Raw genomic sequence first — 22,260 nt, forward strand, 5'->3', positions numbered from 1 at the left:
GGCCTCACAGTCCCAGCCAGGGCTGGAGAATCGGCAGAATCACGCTGGTCAGGGCGCCGTTGAGCCCCATGGCGATTCCAGCGAAGGCGCCCGCTGTCGAATCGATGTGAAAGGCGCGGGCTGCGCCGACGCCGTGCGAGGCGAGCCCGGCGGCCATGCCGATGGCGGCGGGGTCCTTGATTCGCAGCAGCTTCATCAGTGGCGAGAGAATCATCGCGCCGAAAATGCCAGTCGCCATGACCAGGGCGGTGGTGAGGAACGGCGCGCCGCCAAGTCGCTCCGACAAGCCCATGGCGATGGGCGAGGTCACGGATTTCGGCGCCAGAGACGCCGCGATCTCATGCGAGGCGCCGAGCAGCTTGGCGATAGCCACTACGCTGACGATCGCCACCACAGAGCCAACGCAGAGCGAGGCGGCGATTGGCAGGGCGGTCGCGCGCACGCGCTCGAAGTTCCGGTAGAGCGGCACGGCGAGGGCGACGGTGGCCGGGCCGAGCAGGAAATGGATGAATTGCGCCCCGGCGAAATAGGTCTCGTAATTGGTCCCGGTCGCCTTGAGCGCGACAATGATGAAAATCGTGGCCAGAGCGACCAGATTGACCGCCGGATGGCGGTTGAACGCCACCGAAATGTGGTCTGCGACGATAAAGGCGAGGAGGGTCAGCGTCAGCCACGAGAGCGGGCTGGTCGACAGATAGACCCAGACTTCGGGATGGGGCGCGAGCAGCGCGGGAATGGGAATCATGACTTGGCGCCGGCGAGCAGGCGGAAGGTGAGGGCCGTCGCGGCCATGGCCAGCGCCGTGGAGATGGAAAGGGCCAGGACAAGTGTCAGCGCATTGGCGACGAGCAGGTCGAAATAGCGCATCAGGCCGACCGAAGCGGGCACGAACAGCAGGGACAAATGGCCAAGCAGTCCATCGGCGGCGGCGCCAAGCTGTTTGGGAACGTCCGCGTTGTTCCCGCCGCCCTTGCCGCTGCCGCCGCCGCGCGCCACGAGGGCCGCGAAAAGCAGGAACATGCCGAGCACGGGGCCGGGCAGGGGCAGGGCGAAGGCGCGGACGATGAACTCGCCCAGCAACTGGCAGCCGAATATGCCGGCGAAAGCGGCGATCATTTTTCCCTCCGGGGCGGAATCAGATTTTGCTTGGGGACGCGCCACTCTAGAACAATGAACGACTGGACAGAAGCGCCCGACGCGGCCATAGTCCGCCGCGATCGGAGTCAGGCCGGACTGAAACGGGATTTAGCGCGATGAAATGGCTCGTCCAAACATTCACCTGGTGGAATGAGCAGTCGCTCGGAACGCGGCTGCACACTTGGCGGCATGGCGAGCGCGTCGGCGAAGACCAGTTCGGCAATGTCTATTACCGTTGGCGCGATGGCAAGATCGACCCGGCGCTCGGCTTCAACCGCCGTTGGGTGATCTTCAAGGGCGAGGCCGAAGGCTCCAAGATTCCGCCCGGCTGGTACGGCTGGCTCCACCACACGAGCGACGAACTTCCCGCCGAGGCGGATTACAAGCCGCGCGAGTGGGAGAAGCCCTACGCGCCCAACCAGACCGGCACGCCGAACGCCTGGCGGCCGCAGGGTTCGACCCTCTCCGCCGGCGCGCGGCCGCAGGCCACCGGCGATTATCAGGCCTGGTCGCCAGAGGCCTGATGCGCTTTTCCCGGTCCTTCGTCTCCCGGTCGTTTTTCTGCGCTCTGGGCGCGGCGCTGCTGGCCCCCGCAGGGGCGCGCGCGGATCAGGTGCGCCATCCCACCGCCATATTCGCCGGACTCGACAAGATCACCGGCCGCATCATTTCCTTCGACGTCGCGATCGACGAGACGGTGCAATTCGGCACGCTCCAGATCACGCCCAGGGTCTGCCTGACGCGGCCGCAGACCGAGGCGCCGTTGACGGAGGGTTTCGTCGAGGTGGACGAGATCGACGCCGCCCGGACCTCGAAGCGGATCTTTTCCGGCTGGATGTTCGCCGCCAGCCCCGGCCTGCACGGCGTCGAGCATCCGGTGTATGACGTCTGGCTGAAGGATTGCAAAGGCGGCGTCGATGTCACGGCCTCGCCGGCCAACGCCCAGCCCAATCCCAATGCGCCGCCGCCCGCCAACGCCTCGCCGGCGAAAGACGGCGCCGCCGCGAAAAAGCCCCGGCGCACGATCGAGCCGCAGGAACCGGTCGAACCGACCATGGATAGTCTGCCGCCGACCAATTCTGACGCGCCGCCGCCGGCCGACGATCGCCCGACCAATGCTCCGGCCAATGGGAATGGTTCGCCGGACGGCCTTGGCGCCCCGATCGAAGTGGGACCGCCGCCCGGAGCTCCGAGGACGAGGGCGCCCGCCAATGACCAGAGCGCGCCCGCCGCGCCCGATCAGGGCTTTGGCGCCCCCGGCGACGCCCCGCCGCCGCCCGCGCCCAAGCCGCCGAAGCCGAAGCGCAAGCCGCCCATCGACCCGAACGCCGCGCCCCCGGCCGGCGGAACCGCCGCGCCGGCGGCCCCCTCTGCGGCTCCGGCGCCGCAGCCGCCGCAGCAAAAGCCGTCGGGCCCGCAGGAGCTGCTGGAGAAAATTCCGTTCTTCCGCTAGCGATGGGCGGCGCTCAGGTGCCGTTGCGCACGAGAGCGAGCACCTTCCCGGGCGGCAAGAGCGGGTCAAGCCGCGTGAAATCGCCCTGGATCTTCAAGGCGGCTTCGAGCTTGTGGCGATATTCGTCGCGGGAAATTTCCACCGCGCCAAGGCTCTCCAGATGCGGCGTGATGAATTGCGCGTCGAGCAGCGTGAAGCCCCCCCGACGCAGCCGCGCGACCAGATAGGCGAGGCAGACCTTTGAGGCGTCCGTGACGCGGTGGAACATGCTTTCGCCGAAAAAGGCGCCTCCGAGCGCCAGGCCATAAAGCCCGCCCACCAGTTCGCCCTCGCGCCAGGCCTCGATCGTGTGGACGAATCCCAGTTCGAACAATTGCCCGAACAACTGGGCGATCGTGGCGTTGATCCAGGTGTTTTCACGACCCGGGCGGCTTTCCGCGCAACCGGCCAGCACGCCGTTGAAATCCTGGTCGATACGGATCTCGAATTTCTTCGCGCGAATCGTCTTGGCGAGGCTTTTCGAGACGATCAACCCATCCAGCGGGAACACGCCGCGCTCTTTGGGGTCGAACCAGAACAACGCGTCGTCCCCGGCGTCCTCAGCCATGGGAAACAAGCCCGCGGCATAGGCGCGCAGGAGAATGCGCGGTGTGATCGGTTCGGACTTGGGCTGGCGCGGGCGCATGGCTTATTCTCGTACTCGACCGCCGCCGCGACAAGCTTGATTTCGCAGACGGAAACAATGCCAAAGGCTTATTTCACATGTTACAGGCGGCGCCGCTGGTCCCGCCCACCTTGCCTGTGCCGCAGCGGAGGCCGCCGCCACTGGTCGCGCGGCGGATTGGCGTCCGCAACAAGCTTTCTACCTGGCCGCGCGAGGCCTTCGAGGCGCCAGTCTGGCGCTCGCGCCTTTTTGCGCCGACGTGCTGTTGGTCAGCGATCCCGCCGGGGCGCGCCATGCGCGCAACGAGGCGGCGGAGAAATACCGTCGCATTTCCAGGCCCGCTATCGCATCGCCCTCATCGATGACAAGCCTGTTCTGCCGATTGGAACTGCGACGATTTCGCCCAGCCGCGAGCCGCTGTTCCGGCTGGAGCGGGCCTGATCGGTGCGGTCAGTTCGTCTTGATGATGTGGCCGTCGAGGAAGATGAGCTTGTCGGCGCCGTCGGCGCGCCAATAGACATAGGCGTCGGGCTGGCCCCAGCTCGGGCTCAGCCATCGGGCGCCCAGAACGCTCTCGTCATTGGGGCAGGGCGCGAACAGCGCGAAGCCTTCCAGTTTCAGCCGCGCTTCCAGCGCTCCGGCGTCGGAGCCGAGTGGGAAATTCTTGCGCAAGACCTCGCCGAGCGCGGCGGGCGGGCGAACGCCCTGTTTCCGGCGGGCGTCCTGTTCATAAAGCGAGCGCGCCGGACAGGGCGCGCCGCGCAGCCCGTCGTCGGGAAGGCCCGCGATCAGCGCGGGAACCGGCGTGTTCGCCGTTCGGAACAGCCAGAAGGCTGCGCCGGCCAGCGCGACAATTGCGACGAGGGTCGCGATCAGGCGCACTCAGGTTTCCGGGTCGTCCATGCCGCCGGCGGCAAGGAAATGCTCCAGCCAATGGATGTCATAGGCGCCGTCCTGAATGTCGGCGTTGCGCACCAGGGTGCGGAACAGGGGCAGGGTCGTGTCGATGCCGTCGACGATGAATTCATCCAGCGCGCGGCGCAGGCGCATCAGAGCCTCGATGCGGGTGCGGCCCTGCACGATCAGCTTGCCGAGCAGCGAATCGTAATAGGGTGGGATCGTATAACCCTGATAGACCGCCGAATCGACGCGGACGCCGACGCCGCCGGGAGGGTGAAAATAGAGGATCTTGCCGGGCGAGGGCCGGAACGTGACCGGATTCTCGGCGTTGATGCGGCATTCGATGGCGTGGCCACGCAATTCGAGATCGGACTGTGTGAAGCTGAGCGGCGCGCCCGCCGCGATCTTGATCTGCTCCACCAGCAGGTCCAGCCCGGAGATCATCTCGGTAATGGGATGCTCGACCTGGATGCGCGTGTTCATTTCAATGAAATAGAACTCGCCGTTCTCGTAAAGGAATTCAATGGTGCCGGCGCCGGAATAGGAAAGCTTGCGCATCGCCTCGGCGCAGATTTCGCCGATGCGGTTGCGTTCGTCCTGGTTCAGCGCGGGCGAGGGGGTCTCTTCCAGCACCTTCTGGTGGCGTCGCTGCAATGAACAGTCGCGCTCGCCGATGTGCACCGCATTGCCCCGGCCGTCGCCGAGAATCTGAATCTCGATATGGCGCGGTTTTTCGAGATATTTCTCGAGATAGACCGCGTCGTCGCCGAAGGCCGCCTTGGCCTCCGTGCGGGCGACCGAAAGCGCATCGGGCAGATCGACAGCCGTGCGCGCGACCTTCATGCCGCGGCCGCCGCCGCCGGCGGCCGCCTTGACCAGCACCGGAAAGCCGATCTCCAGCGCGACCTTCATGGCCTCGTCGTCGTCGGTCACGCCGCCTTCCGAACCGGGCACGCAGGGAATGCCGAGCGCCCGCGCGGTGCGCTTGGCCTCGATCTTGTCGCCCATGATGCGGATATGCTCGGCCTTGGGGCCGATGAAGGCGATGCCGTGATCGGCGAGGATTTCGGCGAATTTGGCGTTTTCCGACAGGAAGCCGTAGCCGGGATGGACGGCGTCGGCTCCCGTGATCTCGCAGGCCGCCAACAGGGCAGGAATGTTGAGATAGGAATCGCGCGCGGCGGGCGGGCCAATGCACACCGATTCGTTGGCCAGCTTGACATGCATGGCTTCCGCATCGGCGGTGGAATGCACCGCGACGGTGGCGATGCCCAGCTCCTTCGCCGCGCGAAGGATACGAAGGGCGATTTCGCCGCGATTCGCGATCAGGATCTTTTCGAACATCTTGTTCTCATTTTTTACGCCGCCGCCGAGGAGATTTCCGCGAATCCCTGCCCCTGTTCCGATGCGGGCGCGCCGCCAGCATCCTGGCCGCGCGCGGCTGTCAGGAAATGACGAGCAGCGGCTGGTTATATTCGACCGGCTGCGCGTCTTCGATCAGAATGGCGGTGATGGCGCCCGACTTGTGCGCGACAATGTCGTTGAAGGTCTTCATGGCCTCGATCAACAGGACCTTCTGCCCGGCAGTGACATGGGTGCCGATTTCGATGAAGGGCTTCGAATCCGGGCTCGGCCGCAGATAGGCGGTGCCAACCATCGGCGATTTGAGCGCGTCGGCGTTGTCCGCGAGCGCGACGGGCGCCTCGGCTGGCGCGGCAACTGGATGGGCCGCAACCGCGGCCGGCGTCGCGAGGGGCGCAGGCGCCGTCGCATAAACGGGAGCGGGCGCCGTGGCCTGACGCGCCACGCGAATGCGCAGATCGCCTTTTTCGACCTCGATTTCGGTGAGGTCGGTTTCGCTCAGCAAGGTCGCTATTTCGCGGACGAGTTTCGCGTCGATCTTCTCGCCGGTCTCGCCGGAACGGGCGGGCTTGATGGCGGAGGAGCTGGTTCTACTCATTCTTAATCGGCCTTGGCTATGGGGCGGGTTCGGATTTCTGGCGCCCAATCCGAAGCGCCGTCTCGGGCGGCCTCGGCGCGGGTCGGCCGGCCCCTGTTTCTATTCCTGGTTTCGATTCGCAGCTTCATTTCGAAAATTGTGACGATTCTCAGCGTCCGGTCATAAGCTTTTTAGCATGGCTTTGAAAGAGTCATCGTTTCGGCGCCTTCTTGGCCATAAATATCCCCATATTTCGGCGCGGCTTGTTTTTGCCGATGCGGCGCACTAGGTTTGCCGCAACACGCGCGATCCCTCGCGTTCAATCGGGTTTCGAAAGGTTTGTGGTCATGGGCAGTTTCTCCTTGCCCCATCTGCTGCTGCTGGGTGTCGTGGTGCTCATCCTTTTCGGCGGCAAGGGCAAAATCTCCGAAATCATGGGCGACGTCGCGAAGGGCATCAAGTCCTTCAAGAAGGGGCTGTCCGACGAGGAGGCCCCGGCCAAGCCCGGGGAGCCGCCGCGCACGATCGAGCACCAGACGCCGGCGACCGTCGACGCCCAGCGCGACGCCAACAAGGTCGGCTGAGCCGTAGCGTCCTTGAGGCCGGTTCTTGAGGCGAACTCTCGGAAAATCGTGTCAAACATTTGATTTGACGGTCACTTACCCCTGAGCGATCGGCAGGCGCCGCGCGATTGCCAGAGAGGGCTCGATGTTCGATTTCGATGTGGGCAAGCTACTGCTGATCGGCGTCGTGGCCCTGATTTTCATTCCGCCCAAGGACCTTCCCAACGCCCTGCGGCAGCTTGGCCGCATCATCGGGCAGGCGCGGCGCATGGCTTCTGATTTCCAGGGCCAGTTCAGCGAGGCCCTCCGCGAGGCGGAGCTGTCGCAAATCAAGGACGAATTGCACAATCTCAAGCAGAAGGCCTCCGTCGAGGACGCTTTCTCACATGTCGCCGACATGCTGGAGACCAAGGTCGAGACGCCGGCGGCGACGGAAGCGACCGGACCTGAGTCGCCGGCAATCGAGGCGGCTTCGCCGGAACCGGCTCACACCCCAGCGCCGGTTCCCATGCCCCAGCCCGCGCCTTTGCCTGAGCCCTTGCCCGAACCGTCGCCTTTGCCCGAAGCTTCCAAGCCTGGCCAGGGGAGCGCGCCATGACGCAGGCGGACATCGACTCCACCAAGGCGCCGCTCATCGAGCATCTGGTCGAATTGCGCGCGCGGCTGATCAAGGCGCTGCTCGCCTTCCTCGTCGCCTTCGCCTTCTGCTTCTATTTCTCACACGACATCTACAACATCCTGCTGGGGCCTTATGTCTCTGTGGTCGGGGCCGAAAACGCCAAGCTGATCGCGACCCATTTCCTCGAGCAGTTCTTCACCCAGCTCAAATTATCGATGTTTGGCGCGGCCTTCATCGCTTTTCCGATCATCGCCCTGCAGATCTACAAATTCGTCGCGCCGGGGCTTTATTCTCACGAGCGGCAGGCCTTCGCGCCTTATCTGCTGGCGACGCCGGCCTTCTTTTTCCTGGGCGCGCTGCTGGTCTATTACATGGTCATGCCCTTTCTCATCCGCTTCTCGGTGAGCTTCCAGCAACTCGGCGTGAAGGGCGAGGCGACGATCGAACTGCTGCCCAAGGTCAGCGAATATCTCTCGCTGATCATGACTCTGATCTTCGCCTTCGGCGCTGCGTTCCAGCTTCCCGTGATTCTTACGCTGCTCGGCCATATCGGAATTATCGACCAGGCCTTCCTGCGGGAAAAGCGGCGTTACGCCATTGTCCTGATCACCGTGGTCGCGGCCATCCTGACCCCGCCGGACCTGATTTCCATGTGCGCCCTTGTCGTTCCGATGCTGCTTCTTTACGAAGGGGCGGTTTTCGTGGTGGGCCTGATCGAGAAAAATCGTCCCGCCTCCGCCGACTGATCTTTCTCGCTGGAATTTCGAGCCGCCCATGCACGACATCAAATCGATCCGCGACGACCGCGAGGGCTTTCGCGCCGATCTGCTGCGCCGCAAGCCTGACGAAATTGCCGCCGACGCGCTGCTGGACCGCCTGATCGCGCTGGACGACGCCCGCCGCGCCGCTATCGCCGAGGCGCAGAGCGCGCAGGAGCGCCGCAACGCCGCGTCGAAGGAAATCGGCGCCGCGATGAAGGCCAAGGACGCGGCCCTCGCCGACAGGCTCAAGCAGGAAGTCGCCGAGCTGAAAAGCTCGATGGGCGCGATCGAGGCCGAGGAACGCAATGCGATTCTGGCGCTGGAGACCGAACTCGCGGCCATCCCGAACCGGCCGCTGGCCGAGGTTCCGCCCGGCGCCGACGAGGACGACAATGTCGAATTGCGTTGCGTTGGCGGCAAGCCGGTCTTTCCGGAAGGCTTCAAGCCGAAGGAGCATTTCGAGATTGGCGAGGCGCTCGGCCTGATGGATTTCGAGGCGGCGGCCCGGCTTTCCGGCGCGCGTTTCGTGGTCCTCAAGGGCAAGCTGGCGCGGCTTGAGCGCGCGCTCGCCCAGTTCATGCTTGATCTCCACACGGACGAGCATGGCTATCAGGAGGTCGCGCCGCCCGTGCTGGTGCGCGACGCCGCCATGTTCGGCACGGCGCAATTGCCGAAATTCAAGGACGACCAGTTCGCCGCGCTGGGTCTGCTGGGCGTCGAAGGCCTGAAAGATGCGCTGGCTGGCGTCGAGGCCGTGGCCGAGGCGGGCGGCGATCTCGTGGCGCAGGTCGCGGCGACGCCCAGGGCGGATTCCTTCGAGACCGATCATTTCTGGCTCATTCCGACAGCGGAAGTGCCGCTGACCAATCTGGTCCGCGAGCAGATCCTCGACGAATCCGCGCTGCCGCTGCGCATGACGGCGGGCACGCTTTGCTTCCGCGCCGAGGCGGGCGCCGCGGGGCGCGACACGCGCGGCATCATCCGCCAGCATCAGTTTTCGAAGGTCGAACTGGTGTCCATCACCACGCCGGAACAATCCCTGGCCGAGCACGAGCGCATGACCGCCTGCGCCGAGGAAGTTCTGAAGCGGCTCGGGCTGCCCTATCGCGTCGTGGCGCTCTGCACGGGCGACATGGGGTTCGCCTCGCAGAAGACCTATGACATCGAGGTCTGGCTGCCGGGGCAGGACCGCTACCGCGAAATTTCCTCCTGCTCGGTCTGCGGCGATTTCCAGGCCCGGCGCATGAACGCGCGCTATCGCCCCACTGAGGGCAAAGGCACGCGCTTCGTCCATACGCTCAACGGTTCGGGCGTCGCGGTGGGCCGCGCTCTGGTGGCGGTGCTGGAGAATTATCAGAACCCGGACGGCTCGGTGAGCGTGCCGGAGGTTTTGCGGCCCTATATGGGCGGGCTGGAAAAGATTCTTCCCGCCTGAGCCGCGCAATGACTGTTTCCCGCGCCCGCCCGCATGATAAGGCGAGGCGGCGGGGTTTAGAATCGGGCGGGCGGACATGCGCATTCTCATCACCAATGACGACGGCATTCATGCGCCCGGGCTCAAAGTGCTGGAGCGCGTCGCCAAGGCCCTGTCCGACGACGTGGTGGTGGTGGCGCCGGAGACCGACCAGTCCGGCGTCGCGCATTCGCTTTCGCTGTCCGATCCGCTGCGCCTGCGCAAGATCACCGACCGCCATTACGCCGTGAAGGGCACGCCGACCGATTGCGTCATCATGGGCGTCCGAAAGCTGATGATTGACAATCCGCCCGATCTCGTGCTGTCCGGCGTCAACAAGGGCCAGAACGTCGCCGAGGACGTGACTTATTCCGGCACCATCGCGGGCGCGATGGAGGGCACGCTGCTCGGCATCCCCTCGATCGCCCTGTCGCAGTGCTATTCGCCGGACGGCGTATTCTGGGAATGCGCCGAGACCCATGCGCCCGGCCTGATTCGCAAGATCATGGCGCGGGGCCTGCCGACCGGCGTGCTGATGAACCTCAACTTTCCCGCCTGTGCGCCCGATCAGGTGCAGGGCGTTTCGCTGGCGCGTCAGGGGCGCCGCGAGCAGGAATTGATGAAGATCGAGGCGCGCTTCGACGGTCGCGGCAATCCCTATTACTGGATCGCCTTCGAACGGCCGACCTTTTTGCCGGGCGAAGGCACCGATCTCGAAGCCGTCGCCCAGAAGCGGATCTCGGCGACGCCGTTGCGGCTCGACCTGACGGACCGGCCGGCGCTCGATCATTTCGCAGAAACCTTCGTGTGAGGCGCTCATGGGGCCGCTTTCCGCCGCCTCTTCGGTGATTCTGGCTTCGGCGCAGGCGCGGGCGGAGGCCAAGGCGCAATTGCTGCTGCGGCTTCGGGCGCAGGGCTATGCCGACCTGCCGCTGCTGCGGGCCTTGGAGAGCGCGCCGCGCGAGAATTTCGTCGGCCCGGCCTATATTGATCTCGCCATGCGCGACGTCGCCGTGCCGCTCGCCTTCGGCCAGACCATGGAAGCCCCTTCCGCGCTCGCACGGATGATCGCGGCTTTGGCGCCGCGTCCCGACAGCCGCATCCTCGAAATCGGCGCCGGCTCGGGCTATTCGGCCAAGGCCTTGTCGCTGCTCGGGCGCGAGGTTGTGAGCCTGGAATGTTTCGAACGACTGGCGCAGGAGGCCCGCGCGCGGCTGGAGCGGCTTGGCGCGCGCAATGTCGCGGTCGTCTGGGCCGACGGTTTCGAGATCTCGCCGTCCTTGGGGCTGTTCGACCGCATTCTCATTCATGGCGCGTTGGAAGAGGTTCCGCCCAATCTGTCCGGGGCGCTGGGCGAGGGCGGCGTGCTGGTCGCGCCGCGCCGGGCGGCGGATCGCGGCGCCTGCGAGCTGATCCGCCAGACCCGCGCGGGCGGGGAGGGCGTGAGGACCGAGGTTCTTGGCCCCTGGCGCGCGCAGAACCTGTTGCGCGGCCTTTTTCCGAACCATTGAAACATTGGTCCGGCCGAGGCCAAGGCGCATTTTCAGAGGTCATTCATTGGCGCCTTGGCGTTAGGCCTAATCAAATCCTAATCGCGCCCTATTTTCTGAATATCGATTCATCTTAAACGCTCCTTTAACTCAGATTGTTTCTAATGCTCATGTTGGTTTCAGCGTGGGTGGGATGCGTGATGAGGGATAGGGTAAAATCTTCCGGAGGGGCGTTCCGGGTGGCCCTGATCGGCGTGGCCACGATCATGCTCGGCGGTTGCTCCGAGACCGGCCAGTTCGGCAATACATTCGGGTCTCCTTTCAGCAGCAGCAGTCTCCCGCGGCTCGACAAGACCCCGACAGGGTCGGTTACGACGGCGCCCGCGCCGCAGTCGTCGCAATTCGGCGACTTCTTCAAGGAAGCGTTCCGGCCATTCGACGACAATTCCGCCGCCCAGCCGGCGCGTCCGCCTTACGCCGCGCGTCCCGCCGCCGCGCAGGCTCCGATTGTTCAACGCCCCGTTCCGCCAGCGCCGATCGCCAGCGCGCCGCTCGCCGCGCCGAGCGCTCCATCCTTTTCCGCGCCGATCGCCGCCGCGCCCGTCTTCGCCCCCTCGGCTGCCAGGCCTGCGGCGATTGCGCGTTCCGCGCCGAACTCTGTCGGCGGCTGGACCTCGGAAGGCGGCACGCCCGTCGTCGTGGCTCAGGGCGAGAGCGCCGAAAACATCGCCCAGCGTTTTGGCGTGCCGACCGACGCGCTGCTGCAGCTGAACGGCTATTCCTCGCGCTCGCAGGTTCAGCCCGGCGCCCGGCTGGTGATCCCTGTCTATCGCGCCAATGGCGCGCGGACCGCCGCCGCGCCCGCCGTTTCAAGACCTGCGCCGCAAGCCGTCGCTGCGCCAGTTGCGCCGCGTCTCGCCAGCAAATCGCTGGTTGGCGAGGAGGTGGATCAGGTCAGGCGCGCCGCCCCGACGCTCGCAGCGCCCAAGCTCGACGCTGCGGCGCTTGCGGCCGACAAGCGCGCCAAGCTGGCGCAGGCCAAGGCTGAAAAGGCCGCGGCCGCTCAAGCGGAAGCCGCCAAAATCGCCGCAGCGGACGCCGCGAAAAAGGCCGCCGCCAAGACAGCTTCGGCCACCGCCGCCGCCGACGCTGCGAAGAAGACCGCCGCCAAGGTTGCGGCCGTCGCGCCGCTCGCCCAGGTGAAGGGACTCCCCGCGGCTGCTACCGCCAAGACAGTCGCCGTCGCCACAGCCGCGGCCACCCAGGCCAAGCCGGCTGCGGCTCAGTCTGCGACGACTGCCGCCGCTGTCGTCGCTCCCGTCAAGGCCGAGACGACCAAGGTCGCCAAGGCTGAGTCCAAGGTCGACGCCGAGGCCACCGCCAGCCTGCAGCCCGCCTCGACGTCCGCCGTCGCGCCGAGCGACTCGGCCAATCCCGAATTCCGCTGGCCCGCTCGCGGCCGCGTCATTCAGGGCTTCGGTTCGAGCGGCAATGACGGCATCAATATCGCAGTGCCCGAAGGCACCCAGGTCAAGGCCGCTGAAAATGGCGTCGTCGCTTACGCTGGTAGCGAACTCAAAGGCTATGGCAATCTGGTTCTGATTCGCCATCCCAATGGCTTCGTGACCGCTTACGCCAATAATGGCGCGATCAACGTCAAGCGCGGCGACACCGTCAAGCGCGGCCAGACCATCGCGCTGTCGGGCCAGAGCGGCAATGTGTCCTCGCCGCAGCTGCACTTCGAGCTGCGCAAGGGCTCGAAGCCGGTCGATCCCTCGTCCTATCTGGCGGGTCTGTAATACCGGTTGTCATCGGTGAGGCTGAAGCTCATCGCGACGGGTCGTGATCAGTAAGAATAACAAGAGTTCTTTCCCTAACCGCGAGACACGGCCGGGAAAGCAACGGGGCGGCGGGGTCCAATGACAGGCCCACGCCGCCCCGATCCATTTCAGGGCCGATCTAATTCAAGGAATCAGTCGCAGAATGCGAACGAATTCGCCCTTCGCGCATCGGGGCTCCTTCGCCTCGCGGATCAGGAGCGCCCCGGACGCGGCCAGCGCCGAAGTAAGGGACGAATCCTGATCGGGCAGCGGCGTGGCGACGAAGCGCCCTTCATTGTCGCGTTCGAGACTGGCGCGGATATATTCGCGGCGCGCGCCGCCGGCGGGCAGGGCCGCGCCCGCGAGCGCCGGTTCGCTGCGATCCGAACCGGCCAGCGGATCGCCGGAGAGCGCCCGGATCAGCGGCCTCAGGAACAATTCGGCGCAGACGAAAGCGGAGGCCGGGTTGCCCGGCAGCCCGACCACCCGCATTGGGCCGATCTGGCCGTGGATGAGGGGCTTGCCGGGCTTCATATTGACCTTCCAGAAGCTCAGGGCCATGCCTTCGCGGCCCAACGCCTCGCGAACGAGATCGCGGTCGCCGACTGAGGCGCCGGCGATGGTGACGAGAATATCGGCGCCTTCGCGCCGCGCCCGCGCGATGGCCGCCTCGATCTCGTCCGTCCGGTCAGGAACGATGCCGAGATCGAACGCCTCACCGCCCGCCGACTCCACGAGGCCGAGCACAGCGAAGGCGTTGGACGCGACGATCTGGTCGTCGCCGCGCGGCGCGCCGGGCGCTACCAGTTCATCACCCGTCGAGAGCACCGCGACGCGCGGCTTGCGGGCGACGGGCAGGGTCGCATGATCGGCGGTGGCGGCGAGGGCGACATCGGCAGGGCTGAGGCGGCGGCCGCGCCGCAGGAGAATCTCGCCAGTGCGGAAATCAACGCCTTCCGCGCGGACGTTGGCGCCGGCTGCGACGGGCGTTGTTGCGCTCAGGCTGTCGCCGTCGCGGCGGGCGTCCTCCTGGATGAGAACGCTGTCGGCTCCCGCCGGCATGGGCGCTCCCGTGAAGATCCGCACCGCTTCGCCGGGACCGCAAGAACCCAGGAAACCGCGCCCGGCGATGGAGTCCCCGACAATCCGCAGCGGGCCGGCGAAGGCGTCGGCGGCTCGCAAGGCATAGCCGTCCATGGCCGACAGCGCCTTGGGAGGCTGCGTCCGCCGCGCGAAGACGTCCTGCGCCAGCGTCGCGCCGAAACAATTGGAGAGCGGCTTGTCAATGACGGCCAGCGGCCCATTCGCCTCGGAGAGGATCTGCGCGAGGGCCTCGTCAACGGAAAGGATCGGCTTCTTTTCACTCATCGGGGAGAAACTCATTCGGCGCGGAAATAGTCGCCCGATTTTCCGCCGGTCTTTTCAGCCAGCACGATTCCTTCGATCCGCATGGCGCGGTCGGCGGCCTTGAGCATGTCGTAGATTGTCAGGCAGGCGACGGAGACGGCGGTCAGCGCCTCCATTTCCACGCCGGTTTCGCCAAGCACTTTCGTGCGCGCCGCGACGCGCACGCCGGGCAGGGTTTCATCCGGCGCGATCTCGACTTCCACCTTGGTCAGGTTGAGCGGGTGGCATAGCGGGATCAGCTCGTGCGTGCGCTTGGCGGCCATAATGCCCGCGATTCGGGCGGTAGCGAAGACGTCGCCTTTTTTTGCCTGGCCGGAGAGGCAGAGCGCAAGAGTTTCGGGCGCCATGACCACGGCGCCGCGCGCGACGGCCTGGCGCTCGGTGCGCGGCTTGGCCGAGACGTCGACCATATGCGCCTCGCCCGCCGCATTGATATGGGTGAGGCCCGGTTTTTCGGCCGTCATGCCGGCTGGGCGGCCGTGGCGCCGGTCAGAAGGCTGTGCGTCGCCTCGCGCAGGTCGGGCTGGCGCATCAGGGATTCCCCGACCAGGAAGACATTGACGCCGGATTTCTGCAGGCGGGCGATGTCGGCATGGCAGCCGATGCCGCTTTCGGCGACGATCAGCCGGTCCTTCGGCGCGCGCGCGGCCAGCCTTTCGCTGGTTTCGATCGAGACGCTGAAATCGCGCAGGTTGCGGTTATTGATTCCGACAAGGCGCGTTTCGAGCGCCAGAGCGCGGTCAAGTTCGGCTTCGTCATGGGCTTCCGCCAGCACGTCCATGTGGAGGTCATGGGCCGCAGCGTTGAGCGCCTGCGCCTCGCGGTCGCTGACGCAGGCGAGAATGATGAGGATGCAGTCGGCCCCGGCGGCGCGCGCCTCATAGACCTGATAGGGATCGAACAGGAAGTCCTTGCGCAACGCCGGCAGATGGGTCGCGTCGCGCGCGGCGGTGAGATCGTCGAGCTTGCCCTGAAAGGACGGCGTGTCGGTGAGGACGGAAAGACAGGCGGCGCCGCCGGCTTCATAGGCCCGGGCGAGGGCGGGCGGGTCGAACTCGGGGCGGATCAGGCCCTTGGACGGGCTGGCCTTTTTCACTTCCGCGATCAGCGCAGGCAGGCCGGCCTCGACCTTGGCCTCGATGGCGCGCAGGAAGCCTCGCGGCGGGTCGCGGTCATGGGCCTTGCGCTCGAGCGTCGCAAAGGGCACGCGGACCTTGGCTTCGGAGATCTCGGTCCGCTTATAAGCTTCAATTTTCTTCAAAATGTCCGACATGTTTCGACCTTAGCGTCTATTTCGGCGCCTGTGTACCTGCGCTTGCGCTCTCGTTGGAAATTCTTATCAGATTTTCCAGCGTGGCGCGCGCCTTGCCGCTGTCCAGCGCCGCTTCAGCGAGCGCCAGTCCGGCCTTGAGATCGGCGGCCTTGCCCGCCACAACCAGAGCGGCGGCGGCGTTGAGCGCGGCGATGTCCCGATAGGCGTTTTTCGCGCCGTCCAGCACCTCCCGCAGCGCAGCGGCGTTATGGGTTGGGTCTCCACCACGTAAATCACTGAGTGTAGAACGCTTTAGGCCGACTTCCTCAGGCGTAATTTCAAATTTGCGGAACGCGCCATGCTCCAGCGCCAGCACCTTGGTCGGTCCCGTCGTGCTGATCTCGTCGAGCCCATCGGCGCCGTGAACGACCCAGACGACCTCTGCGCCGAGGCTTTTCAGCGTCTCGGCGATGGGCGCCATCCACGCTTCGGAATAGACGCCGATCAGGGCGCGGCGGACGCCGGCGGGGTTGGAGAGCGGTCCGAGCAGGTTGAACAGGGTGCGGGCGCCCAGTTCGCGGCGCACAGGCGCGACATGGGCCATGGCCGCGTGATGGGCCTGCGCGGTCATGAAGCCGATCTGGGCCTCGCGCAGGCTGCGCTCGATGATTTCAGGCGCGATGCCGATGCGGACGCCCAGCTGGGACAGCACGTCGCTCGCCCCGGACAATGAGGAGGCGGCGCGATTGCCGTGCTTGGCGACGGGAACGCCGCAGGCGGCGACGATGATCGCCGCGAGCGTTGAGATATTATAGGTCTGCGCGCCGTCGCCGCCTGTGCCGACAATGTCGACGGCGCCCTCGGGCGCGCGGACCTTCAGCATCTTCGCGCGCATCGTTGCAACCGCGCCGGTCATTTCGTCGAGCGTCTCGCCACGCGCGCGCAGGCCCATCAGAAAGGCGCCGGTCTGCGCTGGCGTGGACTGGCCGGACAGCAGCAGGTCGAAGGCGGCCTCGGCCTCTTCGCGCGTGAGGCGCGCGCCGGAGGCGATCTTGGCGAGGAAGGGCTTGAAGGCTTCGACGTCGGTCACGTTCGTCACCTGGGACGCTTGGCCGCGTTCCAGCTTTTGGCCAGATCGAGGAAATTGCTCAGCAGGGCGTGGCCATGTTCGGAGGCGATGCTCTCGGGGTGGAACTGCACGCCATGGGTGGGGCGGATGAGATGGCTGAGGCCCATGATCAGGCCATCGGAGGTGTGGGCGGTCACGGCGAGTTCGGTTGGCAGCGAGTCGCGGCGCACCACCAGCGAATGATAGCGGGTGGCCTTGAAGGGGCTGGGCAGGCCGTGAAAGACGGCTTCGCCTTCGTGGAAAATATCCGCGATCTTCCCATGGATGGGCGAAGGCGCGCGCACGACCTCGCCGCCGAAGGCCTCGCCAATCGCCTGATGGCCGAGGCACACGCCGAAGATCGGGATTTTCGCGCTGGCTTCCCGAATCAAGTCGAGGCAGACGCCCGCTTCATGGGGGGTGCAGGGGCCGGGCGACAGGACGATGCAATCCGGATCCTCGCCGACGATCTCTTCGACGCTCGCCTGGTCGTTGCGCAGAACCTTCACATTCGCGCCGAGCGCGCCGAGGTAATGCACCAGATTGAAGGTGAAGGAGTCGTAATTGTCGATCAGGGTGACGGATATCATAGCAAACCTCTGCCCGGAAGACCTTTGCCCGGTCCGGGCCTGACGCGCCCTGTATGGAGCGCGAGGCCCGGCGAAGTCAATGCGAGCCTTTAAACGCCGGGCAGGCGATGCTATATCTTCCATTCAGTTATGTTTCGCTGGCGGTTCAGCCGGTTGAAAGGACATGCGATGGCCGTTCGCCCCCTGATGGAAATCACCGACGCCGCCGCGGCGCGGGTCAAGAAGCTGGTCGAAAACGCCGGCGGCAAGGCCATTGGGCTGCGCGTCGGGGTGAAGAACGGCGGCTGCGCCGGCATGTCCTATGTCGTCGAACTGGCCGAGGCGGCGCTTCCCGGCGAATCCGTCGTCGAGGACAAGGGCGCCAAAGTGCTGGTGGAGCCCAAGGCCGTGCTGTTCCTGATCGGCGCGCGAATGGATTTCGTCACCGACAAGCTGTCGGCCACCTTCACCTTCCAGAACCCGAACGAAACGGGCTCCTGCGGTTGTGGCGAATCCGTTTCGCTGACCGCCGCCGCGCCGGAGGTTCTTGAGGAATTCTCGGCCTGATCCAGTGGCTTTTTGTCACGGCGTTTTTGTCATAAGGTTCCGCTAAAGCTAGGTGAATTGCTTCGCTTTTTCGGAGCCGCGCATGAGTCTGACCTTTCAGCCGTCCATCTTGAGCCCGACGCCCGAAAACGGCCGTTCCGCGAGTTATGCGATCCGGTTCGAGAGCGATCCGGCGCCGGCCTTGAGGCGTCTGGCGGAAGGGTTTGATCCGGCCCGGGGCGTCGTCGCCTTCGGCGAGCCGCTGGCTCTGGCTCTGGGCAGGGAAATACCGGGCCTCCGCATGTTCCCGCCCATGGCGAGCGGCGCCGCGACCATTCCCTCGAACCAGCACGCCTTGTGGATTTTTTTGCGCGGCGCCAGCCGTGGCGAGATCTTCGACCTGTCGCAGAAGGTCGCGGCCCTGATCGGCGAGAGCTTCGAACTGGCCGACGCCATCGACACCTTCACCTATGCCGGCGGACGCGACCTGACCGGCTATGAGGACGGCACGGAAAACCCCGGTCCGGACAAGCGCATGGGGGTGGCCATCGCCGGCGCGGACAGTCCGACGCCTTTTTCCAGTTTCGTCGCGGTCCAGCGCTGGGCGCATGATCTGGCGCGATTCAACGCTCATTCGCAAGACCATCGCGACAACGTGATCGGCCGCCGCCTCAAGGACAATGCGGAATTGCCCGATGCGCCCGCAAGCTCCCACGTCAAGCGCACGGCGCAGGAATCGTTCGCCCCGGAAGCCTTCATGTGGCGCCGCTCGCAGCCCTGGGCCTCGAATGAGGGGCAGGGGCTGGAATTCATCGCCTATGGCGCCTCGTTCGATCCGTTCGAGCGGATGTTGGAGCGCATGGCGGGTCTGGAGGATGGGATCGCGGACGCGCTCTTCACCTTCTCGCGCCCCGTCAATGGCGGCTATTATCTTGCGCCCCCGACCAAGGGCGGCCGCCTCGATCTCTCCCTGCTCGGGCTTTAGTCCGCCTGCAGGCTTAGCAAGGCGATGCGGAACGTCGCCTTGAACGGGTCGCTGCGCTGCGCCAGCAGGCGGCGCAGCGCGCCCGCAGGCGCGGGCAGCGCGCCCGGCCGCGATTTATGCGCGCCGGAGCCTTTCAGGGCGCGCAGGAAGACCCGGGCGTCGCGATATTCGGCCGGAAAGTCCGATATTTCGACCGTCGCGCCAAGGCCGTCGGCGAAATCCTCCGGCGGGAAGGCCCAAAGTCCGTCCTCGATCCCGGCAGTGCGCGCGAAGTCGCGCCATTCGCGAAGACTGCCCACGACAGGCGCCGCGACGCAGAGCAGTCCGCCCGGCGCCAGATGGCCACGCCAATGCGCCAGCGCGTCGCGCGGCGCGTCCAGCCAATGCAGCATCATACTCGACAGGATAAGGTCATAGCGCCCGACGCCGTCGAGACGCGCGGCGTCGCGCCGGATCGTTGCGACCTGCGGGAATTTGGCCCGCAGTCGCGCCAGCATGGCGGGCGCCGCGTCGAGCGCGGTCAGTTCCGCGTGTGGCCATTGCCGCAAGGCCAGTTCGGACACATGGCCGGTGCCCGCGCCAAGGTCGAGAATTGTCCTGGGCGCGAAAAATTCCTTCGCCGCTCGCGCGACGAGGGCGCGCGCCACGTCGCGCTGGACCTGCGTCAGCGCGTCATAGCTCTGCGCCGCCGCATCAAAGGCCGCGACAATGGAGGCGTTGGCGGGGTCAGAATTCATGGGCGCGCAAAAATTCTCCGATCGGTCGGGCGCAGAACGCCGGCGCCGTCCAGGGCAGGCCATGACCGCCCGTTGCGCTCAACGCCAGCGCGCCGCCCGATTGCGCGGCCAGATCGCGCGCGGCGGTCGAGGGCGCGAGAAAATCGTCCTCCGCGCCCAGCACGAGCCAGGGTCTGCCGCCCAGAATGGACGTCGCGTCGAAGCCGCCCAGCAAATCCAGTCCTTCCATCAGGCGCTCCTTTTGCGCCGCGCCGCCCGCGGGCGCAATCCCGAGCGAGCGGCGAAAGGCGTCGGCGCAGTCCTGCGGGTCGCGTTCAAGCGAGAGCCGCATGGCGCGCAGCGCCGCCGGGCGGACGCAGCCGCGCCCATGCGCGTCGAGGCAGAAGCGCGCGAAGGAATTGATGGCGACGACGCCCGCCCAATCGCGCTTCTGGCGCAAGCCCCAGAGCAGCCCGGCGGAATGGCCGACCAAAATGTCGCCCGTCTGTAAGGCTGGGATTTCCGCCGCGCCGAAATAGCCGAGATTGACCCGCGCCTGCGCATATTCGCCGAGCAGAGGCGCAAGCGCGTCCCAGATCTCCGGCCCCAGCGCCCAGCCGTGGACAAACACAAGCCTCACGCCTCCACCCCGGCGTAACGCGGCGCAAATTCGGCCAGAGCGGCCGCCAGCGCGTCGATGTCCTCCGGGCGATGCGCCGCGCTGAGCGAAACACGCAGCCGGCTGGAGCCTTGCGGCACTGTCGGCGGCCGGATTGCGCCGACGAGCATGCCGCGCCGCTCCAGCTCCGCCCCCAACGCCAAGGTCTCGGCCTCGCCGCCGACGATGACTGGGATGATCTGGCTCGCGCTGGCCCCGCAATTCCAGCCCTGGGCCGCGAGCGCGCCGCGCAGCTTTTCCGCGAGCGCCAAGAGGTCTTTGCGCTCCTGGGCCATATTCGGGACCAGGCTCAGCGCGGCGTCGATGGCGCCCAGCGCGGCGGGCGGCAGGCCGGTGCTGTAAACCAGCCCGCCGCAGCGCTGGACCAGAAATTCGCGAATGTCCGCCGCGCAGGCGAGATAGGAGCCGAAGCCGCCGAGCGCCTTGCCGAACGTGCCCATGGCGACATCGACCACTTCCGCGAAGTCCTCGCAAAGTCCGAACCCGCGAGCGCCGAACACGCCGGTCGCATGGGCCTCGTCCACATAGAGCAGGGCGCCGAATTCTTTGGCCAAGGCGCCGATGCGGCCAAGATCGGCGAGGTCGCCATCCATGCCGAACACGCTTTCGGTGAGGATGACACAATAATCGCCCTTGGCGCTGCGGACGCGCAAAAGGCTTTCGAGGTGGTCGCAATCATTGTGCTGGAAGCGCATCAGCCGCGCGCCGGAGAGCAGCGCGCCCTGCAGCAGCGAATGATGCGCCAGCCGGTCGGCCAAAATGCTCACGGGGCGGCCCGCGACCTCCCTGTCGGCCAGCGCGGCGACGGCGGTCAGGTTGGTCTGGTATCCAGCGGCAAGCACGAGGGCTGAGGGCTGGTTCTTGGCGGCGGCGAGGCGGGCCTCCAGCGCGGCGAAGGCCGGGTTCTCGCCGGTCACGAGACGCGAGGCGGCGACGCCGGCGCCATATTTTCGCGCGAAAGAACAAGCAGCCTCGGTCAAGGCCGGATGCTGGCTCAGGCCGAGATAATCATTGCTGGCGAAATTGACGAGTTCGCGTCCGCCGCGCCAAATGCGTCCGCCGGGCGCGAGAGTCGCGTCCTGCAACTGGCGCAGGCGGTTCTGCGCGGCGCGAGCTTCGCAATAGGCTCGGTAAATCTCTGTTTTTGCCATTTGCCGCCATTCTGATAAGAGAGCCGCAGGAAAAAGTCACGGGAACGTCATGACGCCCAATCCGCAAAATTCGCAAAAAGCCGCAATCGATCAGGACCCTTGCCGCCACGATTGGAAGCAGGACGAGATCGAGGCTTTGTTCGCCTTGCCGCTGCTCGACCTCGTGCATCGCGCGCAAACGGTCCATCGTCAATATCACGACGACACCATCCAGCTCGCCAGCCTGCTCTCGATCAAGACCGGCGGCTGCGCGGAAGATTGCGGCTATTGCCCGCAGAGCGCCCACCACGCCAAGAAGACCGGCCAGGGCAAGGAGACGATGTTCGACGTCGATTACGTCCTATCCCGCGCCCAGGTCGCCAAGGACGCCGGCGCCTCGCGCTTCTGCATGGGGGCGGCCTGGCGCTCGGTGCGCGACGGCAAGGAATTCGACTCGGTGGTCGACATGGTCAGGGGCGTCCGCGAAATGGGCATGGAGGCCTGCGTCACGCTCGGCATGTTGCAGCCGCATCAGGCCAAGCGCCTCGCCGAGGCCGGCCTGACCGCCTATAACCACAATCTCGACACCAGCCCGGAATTTTACGGCGAGATCATCTCCACCCGCACCTATCAGGACCGGCTGGAGACCTTGAGCCTTGTCCGCGCCGCCGGCGTGGAGCTCTGCTGCGGCGGCATCATCGGCATGGGCGAAAAGGAATTCGACCGCGCCTCTTTGCTGCGCGTGCTGTCGGAAATGAACCCCCATCCCGAAAGCGTGCCGGTCAATGCGCTCGTCGCGGTGCGTGGCACGCCGATGGAAGGCCGCCCCGCCGTGGACGCCTTCGACATGGTGCGCATGATCGCGGTGGCGCGCATCGTCATGCCGAAATCGCGCGTGCGGCTTTCAGCCGGCCGCGCGGAAATGAGCGCCGAGGCTCAGGCCCTGTGCTTCATGGCCGGCGCCAATTCGATCTTCTATGGCGAAAAACTGCTGACCACGGCCAATAATGACGCCGAGGCCGACCGCGAACTGATCGACCGCCTGGGTCTGAAGGTCCAGGAGATTCTT

25 protein-coding genes and 1 pseudogene are annotated in these 22,260 nt (G+C 66.0%); 12 read left to right on the forward strand and 14 right to left on the reverse strand.

The genetic code is table 11. The annotated features are described in order from the left end of the window. Nucleotides 1-4: 4 nt before the first annotated feature. Together QM467_RS15350 and QM467_RS15355 are read right to left on the reverse strand one after the other, a co-directional pair. Nucleotides 5-745 (reverse strand): LrgB family protein, encoded by a 741-nt coding sequence (locus QM467_RS15350; protein WP_283367218.1) that lies wholly within the window; start codon nucleotides 743-745, stop codon nucleotides 5-7. Beyond that, nucleotides 742-1,116, reverse strand: a complete 375-nt coding sequence (locus QM467_RS15355) for a CidA/LrgA family protein (protein ID WP_283367219.1) — start codon at nucleotides 1,114-1,116, stop codon at nucleotides 742-744. Before QM467_RS15355 ends, QM467_RS15350 begins: the two co-directional genes overlap by 4 nt. A gap of 137 nt (nucleotides 1,117-1,253) precedes the next feature. On the opposite strand from QM467_RS15355, the gene QM467_RS15360 reads away from it, so the two are divergent. Together QM467_RS15360 and QM467_RS19930 are read left to right on the forward strand one after the other, a co-directional pair. Beyond that, nucleotides 1,254-1,661, forward strand: coding sequence for an NADH:ubiquinone oxidoreductase subunit NDUFA12 (locus QM467_RS15360; RefSeq protein ID WP_283367220.1), 408 nt, complete (start codon nucleotides 1,254-1,256; stop codon nucleotides 1,659-1,661). Then, nucleotides 1,661-2,590, forward strand: coding sequence for a DUF2155 domain-containing protein (locus QM467_RS19930; RefSeq protein ID WP_446737786.1), 930 nt, complete (start codon nucleotides 1,661-1,663; stop codon nucleotides 2,588-2,590). The genes QM467_RS15360 and QM467_RS19930 overlap by 1 nt, the downstream gene beginning before the upstream one ends. A 13-nt stretch (nucleotides 2,591-2,603) precedes the next feature. On the opposite strand, the gene aat is transcribed toward QM467_RS19930, so the two are convergent. From aat to accB, 4 genes are all read right to left on the reverse strand, one after another. Further along, a complete protein-coding gene (gene aat, locus QM467_RS15370) occupies nucleotides 2,604-3,275 on the reverse strand; it encodes a leucyl/phenylalanyl-tRNA--protein transferase (protein ID WP_283367221.1) in 672 nt (223 codons plus the stop codon). Nucleotides 3,276-3,704: 429 nt separating this feature from the next. Then, nucleotides 3,705-4,136, reverse strand: coding sequence for a hypothetical protein (locus QM467_RS15375; protein WP_283367222.1), 432 nt, complete (start codon nucleotides 4,134-4,136; stop codon nucleotides 3,705-3,707). Continuing rightward, on the reverse strand, nucleotides 4,137-5,498 hold the full coding sequence (gene accC / locus QM467_RS15380) for an acetyl-CoA carboxylase biotin carboxylase subunit (RefSeq protein ID WP_283367223.1): 1,362 nt from the start codon (nucleotides 5,496-5,498) through the stop codon (nucleotides 4,137-4,139). Between the two features lie 100 nt (nucleotides 5,499-5,598). Then, the gene (gene accB, locus QM467_RS15385) at nucleotides 5,599-6,114 is read right to left on the reverse strand and encodes an acetyl-CoA carboxylase biotin carboxyl carrier protein (protein WP_283367224.1); all 516 of its coding nucleotides are present in this window, start codon (nucleotides 6,112-6,114) and stop codon (nucleotides 5,599-5,601) included. 326 nt (nucleotides 6,115-6,440) lie between these two features. Here accB and QM467_RS15390 point away from each other — a divergent pair, with 326 nt between their 5' ends. From QM467_RS15390 to QM467_RS15420, 7 genes are all read left to right on the forward strand, one after another. After that, nucleotides 6,441-6,677 carry a twin-arginine translocase TatA/TatE family subunit gene (locus QM467_RS15390; protein ID WP_283367225.1) on the forward strand — a complete coding sequence of 79 codons (237 nt, stop codon included), beginning with the start codon at nucleotides 6,441-6,443 and terminating at the stop codon, nucleotides 6,675-6,677. A 124-nt stretch (nucleotides 6,678-6,801) separates the two neighbouring features. After that, on the forward strand, nucleotides 6,802-7,254 hold the full coding sequence (tatB, locus tag QM467_RS15395) for a Sec-independent protein translocase protein TatB (RefSeq protein ID WP_283367226.1): 453 nt from the start codon (nucleotides 6,802-6,804) through the stop codon (nucleotides 7,252-7,254). Next, nucleotides 7,251-8,021, forward strand: coding sequence for a twin-arginine translocase subunit TatC (tatC, locus tag QM467_RS15400; protein WP_283367227.1), 771 nt, complete (start codon nucleotides 7,251-7,253; stop codon nucleotides 8,019-8,021). Before tatB ends, tatC begins: the two co-directional genes overlap by 4 nt. A 28-nt stretch (nucleotides 8,022-8,049) precedes the next feature. Beyond that, the gene (serS, locus tag QM467_RS15405) at nucleotides 8,050-9,471 is read left to right on the forward strand and encodes a serine--tRNA ligase (protein ID WP_283367228.1); all 1,422 of its coding nucleotides are present in this window, start codon (nucleotides 8,050-8,052) and stop codon (nucleotides 9,469-9,471) included. 76 nt (nucleotides 9,472-9,547) lie between these two features. Beyond that, complete coding sequence (gene surE / locus QM467_RS15410; RefSeq protein WP_283367229.1) at nucleotides 9,548-10,300, forward strand: 5'/3'-nucleotidase SurE; 753 nt, start codon at nucleotides 9,548-9,550, stop codon at nucleotides 10,298-10,300. Between the two features lie 7 nt (nucleotides 10,301-10,307). Continuing rightward, a complete protein-coding gene (locus tag QM467_RS15415) occupies nucleotides 10,308-11,000 on the forward strand; it encodes a protein-L-isoaspartate O-methyltransferase family protein (protein WP_283367230.1) in 693 nt (230 codons plus the stop codon). 179 nt (nucleotides 11,001-11,179) lie between these two features. Beyond that, nucleotides 11,180-12,778, forward strand: a complete 1,599-nt coding sequence (locus QM467_RS15420; RefSeq protein ID WP_283367231.1) for a LysM peptidoglycan-binding domain-containing M23 family metallopeptidase — start codon at nucleotides 11,180-11,182, stop codon at nucleotides 12,776-12,778. 165 nt (nucleotides 12,779-12,943) lie between these two features. On the opposite strand, the gene QM467_RS15425 is transcribed toward QM467_RS15420, so the two are convergent. The 5 genes from QM467_RS15425 to QM467_RS15445 are packed head-to-tail and all read right to left on the reverse strand — an operon-like array spanning nucleotide 12,944 to nucleotide 17,156. Further along, on the reverse strand, nucleotides 12,944-14,167 hold the full coding sequence (locus tag QM467_RS15425) for a molybdopterin molybdotransferase MoeA (protein WP_283367232.1): 1,224 nt from the start codon (nucleotides 14,165-14,167) through the stop codon (nucleotides 12,944-12,946). 11 nt (nucleotides 14,168-14,178) lie between these two features. Next, nucleotides 14,179-14,670, reverse strand: coding sequence for a cyclic pyranopterin monophosphate synthase MoaC (moaC, locus tag QM467_RS15430; RefSeq protein WP_283367233.1), 492 nt, complete (start codon nucleotides 14,668-14,670; stop codon nucleotides 14,179-14,181). Further along, nucleotides 14,667-15,479, reverse strand: coding sequence for an indole-3-glycerol phosphate synthase TrpC (gene trpC, locus QM467_RS15435; protein ID WP_283367234.1), 813 nt, complete (start codon nucleotides 15,477-15,479; stop codon nucleotides 14,667-14,669). Before trpC ends, moaC begins: the two co-directional genes overlap by 4 nt. Nucleotides 15,480-15,495: 16 nt before the next feature. Next, nucleotides 15,496-16,548 carry an anthranilate phosphoribosyltransferase gene (gene trpD, locus QM467_RS15440; protein ID WP_283367235.1) on the reverse strand — a complete coding sequence of 351 codons (1,053 nt, stop codon included), beginning with the start codon at nucleotides 16,546-16,548 and terminating at the stop codon, nucleotides 15,496-15,498. 5 nt (nucleotides 16,549-16,553) lie between these two features. Next, nucleotides 16,554-17,156 (reverse strand): anthranilate synthase component II, encoded by a 603-nt coding sequence (locus tag QM467_RS15445; protein ID WP_283367236.1) that lies wholly within the window; start codon nucleotides 17,154-17,156, stop codon nucleotides 16,554-16,556. A 168-nt stretch (nucleotides 17,157-17,324) separates the two neighbouring features. Between QM467_RS15445 and QM467_RS15450 the strand changes: the two genes are divergently transcribed. Together QM467_RS15450 and QM467_RS15455 are read left to right on the forward strand one after the other, a co-directional pair. Then, complete coding sequence (locus QM467_RS15450) at nucleotides 17,325-17,702, forward strand: HesB/IscA family protein (protein WP_283367237.1); 378 nt, start codon at nucleotides 17,325-17,327, stop codon at nucleotides 17,700-17,702. Between the two features lie 82 nt (nucleotides 17,703-17,784). Continuing rightward, complete coding sequence (locus QM467_RS15455) at nucleotides 17,785-18,666, forward strand: Dyp-type peroxidase (protein WP_283367238.1); 882 nt, start codon at nucleotides 17,785-17,787, stop codon at nucleotides 18,664-18,666. Here the strand turns inward: QM467_RS15455 and QM467_RS15460 are convergent. Genes QM467_RS15460 through QM467_RS15470 form a run of 3 tightly spaced genes read right to left on the reverse strand, consistent with a single transcriptional unit; the run spans nucleotide 18,663 to nucleotide 21,212 of the window. After that, nucleotides 18,663-19,403, reverse strand: a complete 741-nt coding sequence (locus QM467_RS15460) for a methyltransferase domain-containing protein (protein ID WP_283367239.1) — start codon at nucleotides 19,401-19,403, stop codon at nucleotides 18,663-18,665. The two genes, QM467_RS15455 and QM467_RS15460, sit on opposite strands and share 4 nt — an antisense overlap. Further along, complete coding sequence (locus QM467_RS15465) at nucleotides 19,393-20,022, reverse strand: alpha/beta fold hydrolase (protein ID WP_283367240.1); 630 nt, start codon at nucleotides 20,020-20,022, stop codon at nucleotides 19,393-19,395. The genes QM467_RS15460 and QM467_RS15465 overlap by 11 nt, the downstream gene beginning before the upstream one ends. Beyond that, complete coding sequence (locus QM467_RS15470; RefSeq protein ID WP_283367241.1) at nucleotides 20,019-21,212, reverse strand: aminotransferase class I/II-fold pyridoxal phosphate-dependent enzyme; 1,194 nt, start codon at nucleotides 21,210-21,212, stop codon at nucleotides 20,019-20,021. The genes QM467_RS15465 and QM467_RS15470 overlap by 4 nt, the downstream gene beginning before the upstream one ends. 49 nt (nucleotides 21,213-21,261) lie before the next feature. On the opposite strand from QM467_RS15470, the pseudogene bioB reads away from it, so the two are divergent. After that, nucleotides 21,262-22,257: pseudogene (gene bioB, locus QM467_RS15475) on the forward strand (biotin synthase BioB); the annotation flags it as partial. Between the last annotated feature and the right edge of the window lie 3 nt (nucleotides 22,258-22,260).

It is taken from the genome of Rhodoblastus sp. 17X3 (assembly GCF_030056575.1).
Lineage (GTDB): Bacteria > Pseudomonadota > Alphaproteobacteria > Rhizobiales > Beijerinckiaceae > Rhodoblastus.